Source organism: uncultured Aquimarina sp. (assembly GCF_947500065.1).
GTDB lineage: Bacteria > Bacteroidota > Bacteroidia > Flavobacteriales > Flavobacteriaceae > Aquimarina.
The window spans coordinates 1,251,643-1,270,894 of the sequence record NZ_CANMQT010000001.1; the positions used below are offsets into that span (position 1 = coordinate 1,251,643).

Genomic DNA, 19,252 nt, shown 5'->3' on the forward strand with positions numbered 1-19,252 from the left:
AAAAAACCCACCCAAAATGGGCGGGTTTTTATTGATTTCTATTTTAATTATTTTAATAGGTACATCCACATTTACTTTGTCTACACCCAAAGTCTATTCCTAGCGTTATCATATGAGAGCCTGCTGCACTACTAGCATCAAAAACCTCATTGACATTCACTTGATATCCATATGCAACATAAAAGTTAGCCTTCTTAATACCAATCATAGGTGATATCGATAATGGCTTAAAATCCTGATCAACCAATGAACGTAAACTAACGCCTGCCCAATAGTAATCTCCTCTATGTAACTTACGTACTTTTAAATTTAAATCAGCAGTACTACGACCATCACCTGCAAAGTTCTGATACAAAACAGAAGGTTCAACCTCAATATCGCTAAAACGATCATAAAAAGTATATCCAGAATACACATAATAATTCTGTATCGAAGAAGGCTCAGTTGGATTAAAATCATCAATCTCCTTTTGTAATAAATTTACGGCATTTGCGCTTAGGAAAAATCGACCTAAACGATATAAAACACCAATATCAAAATTAGAATTATTCACCGTTACATCCTGTAATTGTTGACTAGGCGGTAAATTAGGGTCTCCATCATTAAACTCAGAAGTATCAATTCCAAACTGTGTAAACTTATAACTAATACCAAAGGATAAATATTGATTTGTATATTCATTCAATGTCAAGTGATGCGCAAACGATAACTGAACTCCCTTTTGCTTGGTAAATCCATTTTGATCATTAAACAAAACAGCTCCAACTCCTGAACGATCAGATATACGACCATCTATTGATAATGACTGAGTGCCCGGAGAATCTGCAATGTCAACCCACTGCTCAAAACCAGAAGCACGTACCTGCCAACAATCTCCAACACCAGCATAAGCACTTGATATCAAATAAGGATTATCTGCAATGTATTGATTCTGAACAGGTGCAAAAAACTCCTGACCATAACTCTTACTCTCTAATATAGCTACCAATAAAACAATAGCTATAATCATATGTCTTGTGTACGTTCTCATACTTATTATCTGTATAAAGTAAAGTGACCTGTAAACTCTCTATTATCAATGTCGTTCAAGATAATAGTAAACCAATAATCTCCCGATGGCAACTCACTTCCTTGGTAAATACCATTCCAACCTTCTTCATCACCAACAAACTCAGCTAATAATCTACCATATCTATCGAAAACCTTAACCTCCATATCACTAAAGAAGAATGGGTCACTACCTGGATTAGAACTATCCTGCCTTGGATACCATGTATCATTAGTACCATCACCATCTGGTGTAAAGTAATTAGGAATAACAATATTGATAAATGTTAATTCCTGAACTCCAACTACGTCACAGCCCATATTATCAATTACTCGTAAAGCATATTCCGCTGTCTCCTCAATAGAGAAAATATTAGCATCCAACTCTCGGTAATCAGCATCTGTTAAATCATTCACTGTTAATCCATTTGGAATAATAGCTACGAAATAGGTGTAATCTCCACTTCCACCAGTAACGATAATCTCATACTCGTTAGGATCCTGAGGGTTACCCGTCATCTGGGCAATTGGAACTGATAAAGGAGTATATTCTACAACTTCAATCTCCGGAACCATCATATCACACAGTGAAGGATCATGAGTAACTAAACCTTCATAAACACCTGGATCAACGATAAAAGTACCTGTAGTATTACTCGCTACTATAGAACCATCCGATGGATTGATCAAGTAATATGTGATCGTACCCGTAGTAACTGTATTATCATCCAAAATGAAATCTATGTAATAAATCTCATCGGTAACATTACCCGATGTTGGATCTATAACCGGACAGTCCATTCTAGTACTCAGTACAGCACCTAAATTGACTCCTGGTGTGATATCCAAGTTTAATGGAAATTCACAGTTTGCACTATTATTAAAATCTCTAATAAATAAGGTAGTAATACCTCCTGGAAGATTCGTAATTAACAAATTAGTAGGATCTATTACCTGTTGGTACGTAACTCCATCAATACTCCAGTAATAAACCGGATTTAATGGATCTGGACCAACAGTACCTCCTGTAATCGATACCGTAGCTGTACCATCTGCAAAACCAGCACACGATTCTGGAGTCGTAGATAAAACAGTACCATCGATCGCTAGTGGCTCATTGATAATCAGATCTAATATCGTCTCTGGACAACCATTAGCGTCTTCTACTTCTACTCTATATGTATCTGCTCCTAATTCATCAAAAATATGTCCTCCTAATCCAAAACCGCCATTACCAACATCAATATCATCCTCTAAGAAAGTGAATAGTGCATTACCTGCGCTATCATATAAGGAATAGAAATAAGGTGCTGTACCACCAGTAGCAGTAACAGTAATTCTACCATCAGTCTCTCCATTACACGTAATATCTTCGGTAGTAGCAACAGCAACAAACTCGGTAGGCTGTGAAATACTAAATGGTGTGTCTTCTGGACCACAATCTTCACTCGTAACGCTATAAACATAATCTCCTGCCAATAAATCTCCAAAGAAACTTTCTGACTGTGGACCAACGTTTACTGCTGTACCTAAATAATCAGTACCTGTTAACGTATACATATAATTACCCAATCCGCCTGTAACTTCAGAATCTATAGAACCTGTAGCTTGGCTGAAACAGATAATCGCTATATTTCCTAAGTCCAATACAACAGCAAGATCTTCTGGTGCACGTACTGGAACCGTATTAGATGGACCTCCAATACATCCATTGTTATCTCGTACATAGAACTGGTAATCTCCTGGAACAAGTGATGTAAATGTGTCTCCTGCTACAAAGGTAATCCCATCAATACTGTATTCATATGGTGGAGTACCGCCTGAGCCTGTTACTTGTATATCTGCCGTTGGATCCGTACAACTTGGGTCTCGAATCGTCTCAACAGTTACTGTAACCTCTGTAGGTGCAGTAATGGTAACATCTGTAGTAGACTCACAATTAAGATTGTCTGTAACTCTTATGGTATAAGTACCAGGGCCTAAATCTGTAAACACATACATATCCGTTGCACTAGTAAACTGAGCAGAGGTAGTACCATTTGGATTCGTAATACTAAATAAATAAGTACCTGCACCTTGACCACCACTTGCAGTAGCTGTAATAGCTGCATCCACACTGTCGAAACATAATAAAGAATTCGTCTCCACAGCGACAACACTCGTTACTACAGGTGGATTAATAGTAATATCCTGAGAGGCCTCACAAAGGCTCGCATCTCTTACACTTACTGTATAAGTACCTGCATCTAAGTTCTCAAATAACCCTGTAGTATTTATGCCATAAGCAACTATCGGAGTACCTGCTGGTTGTTCTAATTGATAATCAATAGTACCTGTGCCTCCTGTTCCAACTGCTTGAATCGAAGCGTCATCGCCAGGATTACAAGTCTCATCAGAAACTGGATTCACAACAACCGTTAATTCTGCTGGCGAAGCCAATGTAACTCTATTGGTAGTCTCATCACAGAATGGGGTATCTAATGCTTCTACAAAAATTTCATATGTCCCTGCTGGTAAACCAGTAATCAATACTGGGTTAGTGGCTGTATTAGCTAAAATATTAGTAGCTGTTGGCACATTAATTCCAGTAACTGTATTAGTAACTGTATAATTATACGCTCCTGTATACATCGATACATCTAAACTAATCTCACCATTTAAATCTCCAAAACAAGCTACCTCAGTTACCAATGTAGCAGTAGCTACAATCGTATCAAATGGTGCAACATCATAAGGTGCTGTATCTATAGAACAACCTGTATCCAGATCAGTGATTCTAATTACATAACTTCCAACCGCTGGTAAATTAAATATGGCGCTTGTAGTACCTGAAGCGTCCTCTGGAACAACCTGAACATCTGCCCCTCCTACTGGAAGTAAATCAAACTCAAAGCCTGCTACATTACCTGTAACTCTATCTACTGAAACTGTAACAACTTCTGCATTTGGTGCATCACAAGTAATTCTATCAACCAAAGTAACCGTAGGGTTAGTCATAATTGGGAATGGACCAACAACTTCTGTTGGAACAACAAATGAACAATTGTTGTCATCAAAAACAGTAATGTCATAATTACCTTCAACATCCGCGTCAATAATAAATTGTGTTCCTGTTACTGATTGATTAGTAACTGTAATACCCGGTCCTGTATACGAAATCGTATATGGAGGAGTACCATCCAAAATATCAACCGTGATATCCGGGAATACCTCACTATTATCAGAAGGATCACAACTATATGTATTTTGAGAAGCAGTAGCCGTTACTTGAGTAGGACTTGCTATGGTGATTGGTTCTAATGTATCTACACAAGAATTAGCGGAAGTTACTACTACCTGATAATCTCCTGCAACTAATCCATCAAATAAAGGATCATCGGTTTGTGGACCTTGTAATAAAGCTCCTTGTACTCCTCCAGTAAAGTCATATAATTCATATACAAAAGGACTATCACTATCTGTTCCTGTTTGTAAACTTACCAATATAAATCCATCACTATCTCCAATACAAGAAACTGGTTCATTATCCTCTAATACTAAAATAGGCTCCACTGGAATATCAAATGAGATTAAGAAATCATCTGAACATCCTGCAGCACTTGCTCCTGCATCAAGAACTATTACTCTATAGTTACCCGCAGGAACATTCGTAAATACTCCTGTATTATTCGTTGCAATATTCGCTACCGGTGGGCCCAAATCCTCTAACGTATAACTAATTACTCCTCCAGAACCTCCTGTTACAGTTGCTGTAATAGTTCCATTCGCATCTAAACAAGTTGGATCAGTGGTAAAAGTAGCGTCTACTATTAATTCTTCATAAACCGTAATGGTTTCCTGATTAGAAGGACAGTTATTTTCATCATATACCGTCACTGTATACGTTCCTGGAGCTGTAACCGTAAACTGATGTTCAGTATTACTTACATTTCCTGGTACTGGAACATCGCTATCCAACTGGAATGTTAATGTTCCTGTTCCTGGAGGAACTGTTACATTACTTGTAGCTGTAGCCGTGAAGGTATAAACATTGTCAAATGTACAAGGATCATCCACAAACGCAGCCAATGGATCTAACACTGGATTATCCGCAGTAATTACAGTTACACTTAAGGATGCAGGGTTAGAATTACAACTATTAGCATCGGTAACTGTAATTGTATAGACAATACCCGCTCCAGTTGCTCCAGGTAAATCAAAGTTTCCATCATTATTTGTAAATACTGTAAATCCATCTGTAGCAGTAAACGTATATGGCCCTGTTCCTCCAGAAGCAGTAACTTCTACTCGTCCATCTGCATTACAATTCCCTTCTATCTGAGAAACTAAGCTCAACATCAACTCTGTTGGCTGCATAATTGTTACAATATTAGATACATCATCACAAGAAGAAATAGGGTCAGTTACAGTAACCTGTATATTTCCAGCTCCTAAACCAGGAATGATTATTGGATCTAAAATTGTAGTATCTCCTGCTCCACTAACAATAACTCCTGTAGTAAGATTAGTAGCATCATATGTGTATGGTCCTGTATGACCTGTTACAGATAAGCTAACTTCACCTGTAGTATCTCCGAAACATTGAATGGTATTAGCAGTAAGTGCTATAGTTCCTTCAATTGTATCAAATGGTAATACCTCATAAGGTGCTGTATCTATAGAACAGCCTGTATCTAAATCAGTGATTCTAAATATATAAGTTCCTACAGCAGGTAAATTAAAGTTACCACTTGTAGTAGTACCTGATACATCCTCAGGAATAACCTGAACGTCAGCACCACCTACAGGAAGTAAATCAAACTCAAATCCTGCTACATTACCAGTAATCCTATCCACTGAAACCGTAACAACCTCAGCATTCGGTGCAGCACAAGTAATTCTATCAACCAAAGTAACCAATGGATTACTCATAATTGGGAATGGACCTATATTTTGTGTAGCAATAGTAAACGTACAGTTATTATCATCTGTAATCGTAATATCATAACTACCTGCCGGAGTATCCAAAATAACAAACTGAGTACCAGTAACTGGTAAGTTCGTACCTGATAACGGACCGGTATAAGTTATACTATATGGTGCAACACCTCCTACAATATCAATCGTAAGGTCTGGTAAATTCTCAACAGTACTTGGCGCACAAGTATACGCTCCTGGTGTCGGTGTCGCAGACAATGGTGTCGCAGCATCAATAATAATATTTAATTCATCATCAAAACAACTTAGAGATGATGTTACTCTAATACTATAAGCACCTGGTGCCAAACCTGTAAATAAAGGATCGTCAACCTGTGTTACTATTGGTAATCCCGCAATAACTGCTCCAGTATATAACTCATAGGTATATGGTGGATTGTCATCAGCTAATGGGAATGCAGGATCTAATCCTACCAAAATAGAACCATCTGAAGCTCCAACACAAGTCTCATCATCTGTGTCAACTAAGATCAAAACAGGATCCAATGGTATCGCTCGGGATACCGTTGCTGTAGCATCACATCCCGGTGCAGGACCAATAGCAGCATCTGTAACAGTAATTGAATAACTACCTGCCGAAAGACCTGTGAAAACTTCACCACCTGCGCCTACTTGAGTAATAGGACCAACTGCGGCTCCTCCACTATCTGTACCCGTAAGTACAAAGGTGAAGTTACCTGGATTAGCAACAAAATCAGATCCTCCCGCTACCGTTACTGTAACCTCTCCATCAAAATTCCTACAACTAGGCTCTGTTGTGAAGTTTGCACTAACAATAAGTTCTGGATAAACGATCATCTGATCTGTATCTATACAACCATTCTGATCTCTTACCGTTAAAGTATAGAAATCAACACTTGCAGCAGTAACTGTATACGTATAGGTATATTCATTAGGATTTCCTGTTGGGGTTCCTGCAACAAAAACCGGAGCATCTGCTGTCCCCGAATCTCCATCATCAATACCAAAATCTAATGCTGTTGCACCCGTTGCAAGTACTGTAAATGTATAGTTATTATCAAATGTACAAGGATCCACTACAAAAGCAGGAACACTTGTAAACACCGGATCAGGTGTCTCTATAATACTAACATCCAATGGCCCTGCAGAACAAAAACCAGGAGCTGCAGCTGTCACACTAGAATCAATAACATAAATATCCCAATCTAATCCTAAAGCTGGATCCAATACTAACGTACTACTCGTTCCATAGGCGCCAATTGCAGGAGCTGGCGCTCCATCCAAAACAGCAGCATATTGATATGGTGGAGTTCCTCCTTGACCATTCACTACTACTTCTGCATCAATGTTACAATTCGCAGCAGTTTGAGATATTAAAGTAAGATCCAATAAAGGTGGCTCTGTAATACTGAAATCTATTGTTCCTGTACAGAAAGGATCTGTTGGAGTTGCAACCGCTAATGTATAATTACCAATACCTAATCCTGGTATATTTAAAGAGTAAGGATCTGTAGCTGCCGCATCATTATTAGTTAATATAGATACTCCTGTAGCACTATTAAATAATTCCCATTGTAAACCAACACCTGCAAAGGCCGTAACATCTACAGTAATCTCTCCATCTGTTAATCCATTACAACTAATGTTTTGAAGATCAGTTTGAGTTAGTGTAGGAGAAGTAGCATTAGTTTGAGGGATTAACGTCTCTCTGTAGACACAACCTCCGCCATCTCGAACCTCAACTATATAAGAAACCCCAAACAACAATCCTGTAAATTGATGTAAGTTACCTCCAACTCCTGGAATAACAACAAATGGTGCTCCCGGAGGAGTACCTAATCCATTAGTGTCACTAAAAACACCCAATGGTGCTGGCTCTCCAACGATACGAATCTCAAAATTAGGATTCCCATTATCTATAGCAATATCATATACCGCTCCTGTAGCATTACAATCCGAAGGACCCGCATCAAATAATATCTGTAAATCATCTGGCGGACTGGATACTGTAATTGTATCTGTTGTAAATACACAACCATTCTCATCCTCAACAGTAATGTAATAAGTCCCAAAATCAACTTGCCCGAAAGTAAGAGTCGTAGCTGTAGTTGGCACTGCTGGGTTAGTAGAAGCAAATACTGCAGGCAAAGCACTCGCTGGAGTAACCAATGTCCCATCAGAATTAAATAAAGTATACGTATAACCTGTAACTCCTATAGTACCTCCTACAACGTTCTCAACTATTACAGTACCGTAAGTAAATGATCCTGCGCCTGTACAAGTCACAGGAGTGAAATCAATATCTGCATCAATTGCTAATGGCTCTGCAATCACAACGCTTCCTGTTAATGTACACATTTTAGCATCTCTTACTACATAGTCATACGTTCCTGCTGCTAGTCCAGAATACACTGTCTGTGAAGAAAAAGTACCTCCATTATCAATACTTGTTTCATAAGGACCAGTACCAACTGTCGTATCAATTGTAAAGGTAATTATACCGGTAGTATCTCCATTACAGAAAATATCCGTAGGGACAACCGTAGCAACTGGTGCTGGTGCTGGAGTGACAGTTATAATTACTGTTTCAGCCTGACAACCTTCACTATCAGTTACTCTAAATTGATATGTTCCTGCAACAAGTGTTGTAAATGGAAAACCACCAACATAAGCAACATAACCTCCGCCGTTAGTATTAAGCTCAAAAGTATTTCCTCCATTACCACCAGTAGTAATAACATCTATAATAGCTGCCTCATTACCTGTATCACAATCTAAATCTTTATTTAATGAAGCACTTAATGTTAACTCGTCAGCAATCGTAAAATTAATCGCTGGAGTCGAACAATTGTTTACATCATTCACAACAACACTATAGGTTCCTGGTATTAAGCCAGTAATTTCAAAAGTATTTGCAGGGTTAGGTGGGGAAGCTAAGAAGGTAACTGCTACCGGAGCATTACCATCTAAAATATAGGTATAAGGACCTACTCCGCCCGCAATGGTAATCCATTGACTAGCCTGATTTGTAGTATCATAACACGCATCTCCGCCAGCTACTGCTGTAATAGATCCAGGAGATGTTTGCCCCACAATAACCTGACGTGAAAATTCACAAGCAGCTGCACTATTACCATCTCGAACAAAAACAGTATACGTTCCTCCAGCTAAACCTGTAAATACATTACCAGCCTGGTATGCCACTATAACTGCAACACCTGCAGCATCACGTAACTCATACTCATAACCGCCTCTTCCGCCTGTTCCTGTAACCGTAATAATACCAGTACTTGCACCACAATCTGCAGCATCAACAACTTCAGTAAATCCTAATACTGTAGGCTCGGTAATGATTACCGTATCCGTTGCTGTACAATTCGTCGTATCATCAGTAACTGTTATTGTATATGTTCCTGCTCCCAAACCAGTTATTGGTGTAGGGGTCGTGTTAATAGGGCCTCCTGTTATAGAACCAACTATAGTACCGCCAGTAACTACATAACTATATGTCGTAGCTCCAAAATCAATGTCCGTAACAGTAAATGATAGAGAACCATCTGTATCTCCATTACACGTAGGTTCTGAAGCAACAGCACCTGAAACAGCTATGAAATCTATATCATCAATCGTAAAATCTTCTGAATATACACAACCATCTGTTGTTGTTCTTGCCTCAAAGGTATAAGTCCCAGCTGCTAAAGTAAATGTATTAACAGCGCTAAATGCAGTAGCACTACCTGCTGGAGCAGAAATGCGATATTCAAAACTACTCGCTCCATTATTACCAACAGCAGTAACAATAACCGCCGAGGTTAAGGCCGGACACTCAATAGCTGGTGATACAAAAGTTAAATCTGTAACTTCCTGTAATGGATCAATCGTTAAATCTCCTAAATTAACAGGACAAGCAGCAGTAGCTGTATCTCTAATATATAAGGTATAGGTCCCATCTGTAAGTCCTCCAAAAATACCTGTTGTATTTGTGAAATCAACTCCGTCAATACTATACTCATATGTACCATTACCATTTTGAGGGTTTGAAATAGTGATTTCTCCTGCAGTAAATGGAAGACCTGTCGTGTCATCACATCGATACTCTTCTGTTATAGCAATATCTGCAGTAATCAGCACAGGATTAGCAATTGTTGCATTTAATGCTGGATTAATCACACAACCCTGAGAATCTGTAATCGTTATTACATGTGCACCAACAGGTACATTATTAAATGTTGTTGTTGTAGCACCAGTAGTTACTACTTGGGTACCAGCATCTAAATCATACGTATAAGGGCCTACTCCTCCAGTAACTGTAACTGTGATAGAACCTTCATCTCCCACACAATCTGGATCTACCACTGTAGTGCTACCTCCTAGTGGCACAAGAGCATTTACATCAATTGGTATCGAAATTGCTTGACATGATTCTGCATCTGTTACTCTGATTTCATAGGTTCCTGCAACACTTGTTGAATAAGGAGAACCTCCTGTATAATTAGTATCTATTACTGTACCATCTCTAATGATTTCTATAACATTAGAACCGTTTCCTCCAGTAATAGTAAATTCTATGGTTGCATCTGGGCTTGCAGAACAGTCCAAATCTTTCGTTAAAGACGCTATAATAGTAAGTTGTGGTTCAATATCAAATGTAATTGGTGCGGAAGAACAATTATTAGTATCCGTTACTACTACACTATAACTTCCCGGAGTAAGATTAAGAATTGTAAAGGTTGGCGGTGTTGCTACAGCAACCGGTCCACCTCCGTTAAGACTGTAGGTATATGGTCCTACTCCTCCAGTTATTGTAATATCCATACTAGCCTCATTAACCGTGTCATAACACAAATCACCACCAGCTAAAGAAAGGACCGGTAAATCTGTAGCATCAATGGTTACAGCTGTACTAACTGTACATAAAGTATTACTCCCATTATCATCATTTACATAAACAGTATAAGACCCTGGAGCCAATCCTGTAAATACATTAGATGTTTGGAAAGTCACATTATCTAAACTATATACAAAATTACCTTGTCCACCCGACGCCGTAACGGTAATAGTACCAACTGGATTCCCACAAAATGCCTCTGTTGCAACAGCAGATCCTATAGTAATTGCTGTTGGAGGTTCGGTAACAATAACCTGTGCTGAATCCGTACAGTTATTTGATGGTGGAGTAATGCTTCTATCTCTAATATCTATTGTATAGGTGTCTGCTTCTAACGCCCCTATTGTAACTGTTATTGGATCTGTTCCTGTTGCAACTCCGGTTGTGGAAAAACCAGTAGTAGCTCCCGTAACTGTATATTCAAACTCTGTACTATTAACAACTGTAAATGCGAATTCACCATTAGTACCTCCAAAACAACTTACAGGATTTGTTTCATTTGCACTTGAAATTTGTATTTCTGGCAAACCATTTTCGCTAAACGTTTCTGAATATGAGCACCCGCTATCTACATTAGTAGCAGTGATAGTATAAGTAGTACCTCTTCTTAGTCTAAATTCTCCTGTTGCAGTATTTCCAGATTGAGGAGCTGGGGTTACGCTATAAGTATATGTTGGTCCAACCGGTTGAGCTGTCGCTGTGACACTAAACGTTTGACTAACACAATTCGAAGCACCTGGAACTGTAAATGTAATATCATCTATTGTAGCTAATGGATCAATTGTTAAATCTCCTAAATTAACAGGACATGCTGCTGTTGCAGTATCTCTAATATACAATGTATATGTACCATCTGTTAGCCCTCCAAAAATACCTGTTGTATTTGTAAAATCAACACCATCAATACTATACTCATAACTACCATTACCATTTTGAGGATTCGAAATAGTGATTTCTCCAGCTATAAATGGAGCACCTGTAGCATCACAACGATAATCTTCTGTTATAGCAATATCTGCTGTAATTGCTGTTGTTCCGGTAATGGTAACATCAATTGGAGTGTTTATTGCACACCCAAAACGATCAAAAACGTTAATGATATGTGTTCCTACAGTAACATTACTAAATGTTTGTGTTGTAGCATTACTTGTAACCACCTGCGTTCCTGCATCTAGATCATATGTAAAAGGTCCTTCTCCAGCAGTTACAGTTACCAAAATAGAACCTAAACCACTCGGGCATATTGGATCTGTTCCCGCCACTGTCGCTTCAACCTGAATATATGGATTTACTGTAACTGAGTTTGTATCAATAGTACACCCTGTTGTAGTATCTGCAACAGTAAATGTATATGTTCCAGCAGTAGTAATTACAAATATGTTTGAACCTTGCTGACTTCCAGGGTTTCCTTGGAATGAATATACAAAGTTTCCTGAACCACCTGTTACTTCAATTCTTATTTCAGCATCTGTACAACTTAAATCCGTATCTAAAATCGCTGAAGCAGTAAATGCTGCTGCAGGTGAAATTGTAATTTGTTGTGTATCGATACATTCTCCATCATAAGATAATACTTCTACATCATACACATCTGCATCTAATCCAGTAAAAATATGATTAGGATCTGTCGTTGGGCCTTCACTTGCTGTAAAAGCTGTAGTCGTACTACTTATATTATATGTATAATTACTATCTCCATCTGTTACCTGAATCTGAATCGATCCCTGATCACTTGGACAAGATGGGCTGACTGGAGTTATAGAAACCGTAGAATCTAACTCCTCCATAAACTGTGTCGCCTGAAACACACAAGCCGTTGGCAAACCATTAGTTTGACGAACATTAACAGTATAAGTACCCTGCTCTGTCAAACCTGTAAACTCAGGAGATGCCTGATAACCTATTACTGTACCACTAATCGGAGTGATTAATTGATACTCATATTCATTCGATGAATTCTGAACTCGTAAGGTACCTGGAATGGCACAAACAATATCTCGAACAATAACTAGGTTAGGCTCAAAATTATTCTTAAATACATTGAAGTAAAAGTCTATTTCACAATTACCATCAAATTCTACACGTATTCTATATTCTCCCGCATCTGTAACTGTAAAATCTCTGGTAGTAGCAACCTGAACCCAATCAGGATCACAAGTATTATCCAAAGTCGGGCAATCCTCATCTCTAACAACAGCTGGACAAGCAGCTGGATCTAAACGCTCCCAAACAATGTTTGTAGCATCTACAAAGCCTGAATCTAAATATTGAGAATCTGTAGCTCCACATAAGAAAATCTCTGGTAATGGATCTCCTGTAATTGGACACGTACGGATATTACCATTAACACTTGGATCAGTAGCAATTGGAATAATTGGATTGGTCACCGTATTAAATGCAGTAACTGTCCATATTTCGAATAAATCTGCACAATCAGGATTACCTGTCTTGTCAACTCTATAAACTCCTCCTGCACTTACTGTTAATGTCTGAGAATTACCAATAACAGCTCCTGTTCCTACATCAGTCCAGGTATACGTAGGAAATCCACCTCCAGCTGTAAGATCTAAGGTACCTGTACATAAAAAGGCACTAAAGTTACCATCACAACTATCTAAATTAATTAAGAAATTAGAAGCTCCTGCTTCTTCTCTGTTACATGCGTCCAATCCTAACACACTATCTTCTGCAGAATTAGTAACTCCTGATATCACACCAGTATAGGTAGATCTGGCTATATTCTCAATCTCATTACTACAAGCATCTCGTAATTCTGAACAACTATTAACTACTTCTACTCCAAAACGAATTGTTAATGGACCATCAAAGCGTTCAACTACATCATCGTCAAAATCAAATCGAACTTCTCGGTCTCCATTAGTTAAAGTAGCCGTAACTCCAGAAGGAGTCGTAATGGTGCCGCCTACATAATCCACATTGGCAGGAAGAATATCATCGATAAACGCGCTAGTAATACTTTCGTTACCTATATTCTGTATAGTAAGTTCATAAAACAATTGCTGACCTAATACCACATCTCCTCCTGTAATATCAACACCATTGATATCCAGCACTCGCTTAAATACCGCTAGCTCAGGTTCAATAATCTCAATACTAAACATATTTAAGAAAATTCTATATCGATCTCCCTCTGTACTTGCAGTAAAATCTACTTGTGTTTGATTGTTACCTATTATAGAATTTCCAGTGTTGGCTATATCAAAAATATCTGCATCAAATCCTAAGGTGTTTTCTGAATTAGGATTACGTGCCGTATTAAAATTCCCATCTACCGAGATAGAACTATTAAAAAAGTTGGTTGCACCATTTACCGGATCTGCAGATAAAGGAATCTCAAAACCTCCTAATGGAGCAGCTTGAATTGCTAATCCATCTCCTACTAAACCAAAATCTCCTTCTAAGGCAGCTACACCAAATCGCGCCCTAATATCGTTAGGCGGTGGTAATGTCTGGAACCCTGTATATGTAAATGTCTCTGGTGGGTTTACACAACCTGTAGGAACATTATCTGTTAAATATCCACTTATAGAGCCGCCTTGGGCAATTATGTCATCAATAATTAAATCACCATTCCCATTATCAATCATAACGGCTGGTATGGTAATTCCTGTTCCAGTACCCGTCATAGTAAGTGTTCCATTTCCTCCATCATTATTTACAATTACCACAGCAATTGCTCCCGCATTCTGAGCATTCAAAACTTTTTGGGTAAATGAACAACTACCTCTTCTAATCACAGCTATATTGCCATTTACGGCAGCTGCATTAACTAAACCTTGACATCCATCTTCTGTAGTTCCACTTCCATCATCGACTAGTACAAAATCTCCGTTTAACAACGTTGGATAGTCCGGTACCGGTACATTCCCTGGAGAAAAATTATTCTGTGTATGCGTCGTTCCCCCACCGTCATATGTTCCCGATGTAATACCAAGTTCAAAAGCAGATGTTGATTCACACGCTATTTCTAAAAATCCATGATTGGTACTAAAGAATTTTCTGGATAAAGTAGGATCTTCATAAATGATTACCATTACCCATCCAGCAGAAATACCACTTCCTGATTCTGTAAGTCCGGTAGCTGATCGTACATTAGCCACTGTATATGTTCCATCTGCTCTAGCTTCTCCAGTAACAGGGTCTTGTAAGGATTGCAATTGTGCAGTTATATCAGCATAACATACATATGGGATATCATTACTTGCTGTATCATTTGGATTGGTGGAAGTGTTTCTATACCCATCATAAATGGTACCTTCATCACCAGCTTCTGCCGTTACGTCAATATAGTTTGTAGCACCAGGAAGCATTAATCTTACCGTTTTAAAATCCGGTCTTGGATCCGGTAATGGAAGATTGTTTACCTCTGGAGCATCATTCCCATTTGCTGCATCAATTCTTTGTTCATAATAGGTAGCAGACCAGTACAATCCTGCATACGCTATCTGTGCACATGAGCTACTCGCTGTAAAATCAGCACTACTAGAACTAAATGTGTTGGTGTCACTATCTACATCAATATAACCCTGTGTTAACTGATCATTATACGCACCTCCATTATAAGGATCATCCGGATCATAGTTGGTAGTATCCCCACTAAAAAATGGGTTTCCCGTACCACTCTGATCACCACTTAATCCGGTAATCGCATTAGAAATAATCTGCATATCCCCTTCTATTGTCAAACTACTAGCATTATTTAATGGGGTTGTAAAAGGTACTTCTTGTGCAACTAGACTTTTTATGTTAAAACATAAAAGTATCATTAGTATTACAGCTGATTTAATATGTACTGAAATTTTCATAAGCTGTTTTTTTTTGGGGTTGAGCTTGTTTAGTTTGGTTAACAATAATTTCATCATAAGATTATTGTATTTTTAAAATATAAAGATCTCCATTATATGTATTATTCACATTAGAGAATAAACTTTGTTTTGCTTGATCCAACGTCTCAAATCTATCTAAATAAACATATATATAATTGTCTTTTGGGTTCCTGAAGAATTTAGGCTCTAAACCTTGAGATTTTAATCTCGTCATTCCTCTTTCAAAATAATTTTCTCTCTTAAAAATATTGGTAATCAAATAATAACCGTTCTCAATATTATGGCCTCCTATATACGATAGACTCTCCGTTAAAACGGTATCATCCTTAACAGTATCTTTTATCAATCTCGATTCTTGTACCAATCGTTTTAAAGATTCCACTCTACTCTTAGCAATATTTAATATCCACATATCACCAAAATACTTATTCCCTATATTATTCAAATAATTCTCTGCTGCTTCATCTTTATCTGCATAATACTTAATAGCAACATATTGATATTGATTTTCAGGATTAAGAATCACTTGAGAATCATTGAAACCAAGATCTTTTAGTTTATTAGTGAAACTCTCCGCATAAATACCTCCTTTAAATACATTTCCTATCAAATAAAAACCTTCTGCATATCCTGGAATAAACTTGGTAGCATATTTAGCTTCTGGTCTTGTTGCTTCAGCAAATTTGATAAATCTATTTTTACCTGCAAGTCTTCTAGAGCTTGAAGGATCTTTCTTAACTTCCTCTGCTTCATCACTCATATTCACCAAAGATTCTAAAAGTTTATTGAACTCCCTTTTATCAAGGTTTTTCGATGAAGTTAATAATGAATCTCTTGATGCAATCAATTTATCAGTAATTCTACTACTGTTATCTAATTCTTTTTGTATTTCTTCCAAATCTTCGCTGCTACTTTCTTCAGGTTGTGCTGCTGTAGCTGCTGCTTCCTGACGTAATCTTTCTTCTTCAGCTAACCTTGCAGCCTCTGCTTCCTGACGTAACCTTTCTTCCTCAGCTAATCTTGCAGCTTCTGCTTCCTGACGTAACCTTTCTTCTTCTGCTAATCTTGCAGCTTCTGCTTCCTGACGTAACCTTTCTTCCTCAGCTAATCTCGCAGTCTCTGCTTCCTGACGTAACCTTTCTTCTTCTGCTAATCTTGCGGCCTCTGCTTCCTGACGTAACCTTTCTTCTTCTGCTAATCTTGCAGCTTCTGCTTCCTGGTTTAGCCTTTCTTCTTCTGCTAATCTTGCAGCTTCTGCTTCCTGACGTAATCTTTCTTCTTCTGCTAATCTTGCAGCCTCAGCCTCTTGGCGTAATCTTTCTTCTTCTGCTAATCTCGCAGTATCAGCTTCCTGACGTAACCTTTCTTCTTCTGCTAATCTTGCAGCCTCTGCTTCCTGGCGTAATCTTTCTTCTTCTGCTAATCTTGCAGCCTCTGCTTCCTGACGTAACCTTTCTTCCTCAGCTAATCTTGCAGCTTCTGCTTCCTGACGTAACCTTTCTTCCTCAGCTAATCTCGCAGCTTCTGCTTCTTGTTTTAATCTTTCTTCTTCAGCTAATTTTGCAGCTTCTGCCTCAGTATCTTTCTGTAAATTAACTTCTCTTTCTAGTGTTGTCTGAGATTCTTCTCTTCTCTTCCTTTCTTCCATCTCAAGCTGTAACTTTTTCTGAGATGCAAGTCTTTCTTCTTCTGCTTTTTGTTCTGCAAGTTCTAACTCAATTTTCTTCTGAGAAGCCAATCGTTCTGCCTCTGCTTCTTGCTTCTCTGCTTCTGCTTCTCTTGCCGCTTCTTCTTCTGCTATTCTTGCCTCTTCTTCTTGTCTTCCGGCTGCTTCTTCTGTAGCTAATCTTTTTTGCTCTGCCATTTCTAGCTCAAGCTGTTTCTGAGCAGCTAGCTCTTCTGCTTGTCTGTTCAGTAACTTAACCTCTTCTTCTCGCTGTAATGCAAGCTTACTTGCTTGTCTTGCTTCTTCTTCTTTAGCTTCCTGAATTGACCTTTCGAGTTTGTTCATTGACCTCTGAGCCTGAGTTAAAGAATCATTTCTGGTAATTTGTAATTCTCTTATCAGTTTATTTTGGTCTAAAATTTCTTTCTTTAATCTTCTTATTTCAGAATCTCTTTGTAATGAGCTATTTGATGAGAAATTTCTTCTTTTCTTCTTTCGACTTTCTTGTCCAAAATTATATGCTAAACTAAATTCCCAAGAGGAACCAAATTCAGATGCATTTCCAGTCCCGCCTATTCCTGGTTCTACAGTAAGTCCTACTGAAGCAACCTTACCTATATTTCCTCCGATACCAATAGAGCCACCATAAAAACTGTTATATCCTAATTGTGCCCATCCATATTTTGGAATTTCGAATAATACATTTCCTCCATATCTTAGGTCTAGTTCTCCTGGTTTAGAAGCATACACCATTCCTCGAACTTCGTTTTCTGTTCTCCAATCTAGTTCTGTGGTATACATTACATGACCTGTGTAATCGAAATTATCCGTTACTAATTCACTTGCAGTAAGATTATAAGCAACTAAATTACCTACGGCCACACCAACATCAAAATTGCCATAATTAAAATTAGCTCCTGGTTTTAAAAGAAAAAGAGAGCTTCCTTCAAAATTATCTGTAATAGGATCTGCTACCTGAACCTCATCTAATTTACTTTTTAAAGAAGTTTGAAAATATTGAAGATTAACTCCAAAAGTAAAATTCATGTCTCTATTTAACTCTAAATTATATGCATAATTTAAAGTACCTCCAAAATATCTTAAAACCCCAAGGTTTTGTTGGTACAAACCAATACCAATTCCTGTTTTCTCTCCATATTTTCCACTATAATTTAAAACATACGTCTGAGGGTTGTCTTGAAAAGAAACTTTCTCATTTCTGTTAAAAATACTAACAGAATTTTTATTTTCACGTACAAAAGAAAAAGTTGGGTTAAACAAAAATCTATTGTATTTAATAGAATTGTGAAGTGGTACTACGTCTGGTAATACCTGGGATGTAATAGGGGTTGGGTCCTGACCGTAAATGAGATTTAGGGAGGCAACACATATTAATATAAAAAGTATTCTTTTAATCATAAATTATCTCATTACGGTAATTGTTCCTTTTCTGACTACTGCGCTATTTCTGGTAATTATATAATAGTATATAAGCTCACTCGCGCCCGAAGCTGAATTTGAAGGCCAATCCTCATTGTATCCTCCTGATTTTTCAAAATCCAACTTACCACTTGAGCTATATATAGTCACTTGTACATCTTGTTCAGAAAATTCATCCGGTAATGTCCATCTATTACCAGGACCATTACCTCCATTTTGTCGTATTACATTTGGGATTACAGCAGAAATACCTGATTCCTCACTAACAGTAATTTCTCGCTGAACAACACATTCCTGATACGTAATAATCACTCTGTAATTTCCTTCTGACCTGACCACTATCATGTTTGTAGTTTCTCCTTCTATTACTACAAAATCTCCTCCTGTTTCTACAAACCACTCATAGGTATATAAACTACTCAGAGG

General features: G+C 37.9%; 3 protein-coding genes and 1 pseudogene. All 4 read right to left on the reverse strand.

What is annotated here, in order from left to right; genetic code table 11:
• Window positions 1–52: 52 nt before the first annotated feature.
• Window positions 53–1,030, reverse strand: a complete 978-nt coding sequence (locus Q0975_RS05575) for a type IX secretion system membrane protein PorP/SprF (protein WP_299434191.1) — start codon at window positions 1,028–1,030, stop codon at window positions 53–55.
• Between the two features lie 5 nt (window positions 1,031–1,035).
• Window positions 1,036–15,699 carry a T9SS type B sorting domain-containing protein gene (locus tag Q0975_RS05580; RefSeq protein WP_299434193.1) on the reverse strand — a complete coding sequence of 4,888 codons (14,664 nt, stop codon included), beginning with the start codon at window positions 15,697–15,699 and terminating at the stop codon, window positions 1,036–1,038.
• Between the two features lie 61 nt (window positions 15,700–15,760).
• Window positions 15,761–18,805 carry a PorP/SprF family type IX secretion system membrane protein gene (locus tag Q0975_RS05585; protein ID WP_299434195.1) on the reverse strand — a complete coding sequence of 1,015 codons (3,045 nt, stop codon included), beginning with the start codon at window positions 18,803–18,805 and terminating at the stop codon, window positions 15,761–15,763.
• Window positions 18,806–18,808: 3 nt separating this feature from the next.
• A pseudogene (locus Q0975_RS05590) lies at window positions 18,809–19,252 on the reverse strand (gliding motility-associated C-terminal domain-containing protein); the annotation flags it as partial.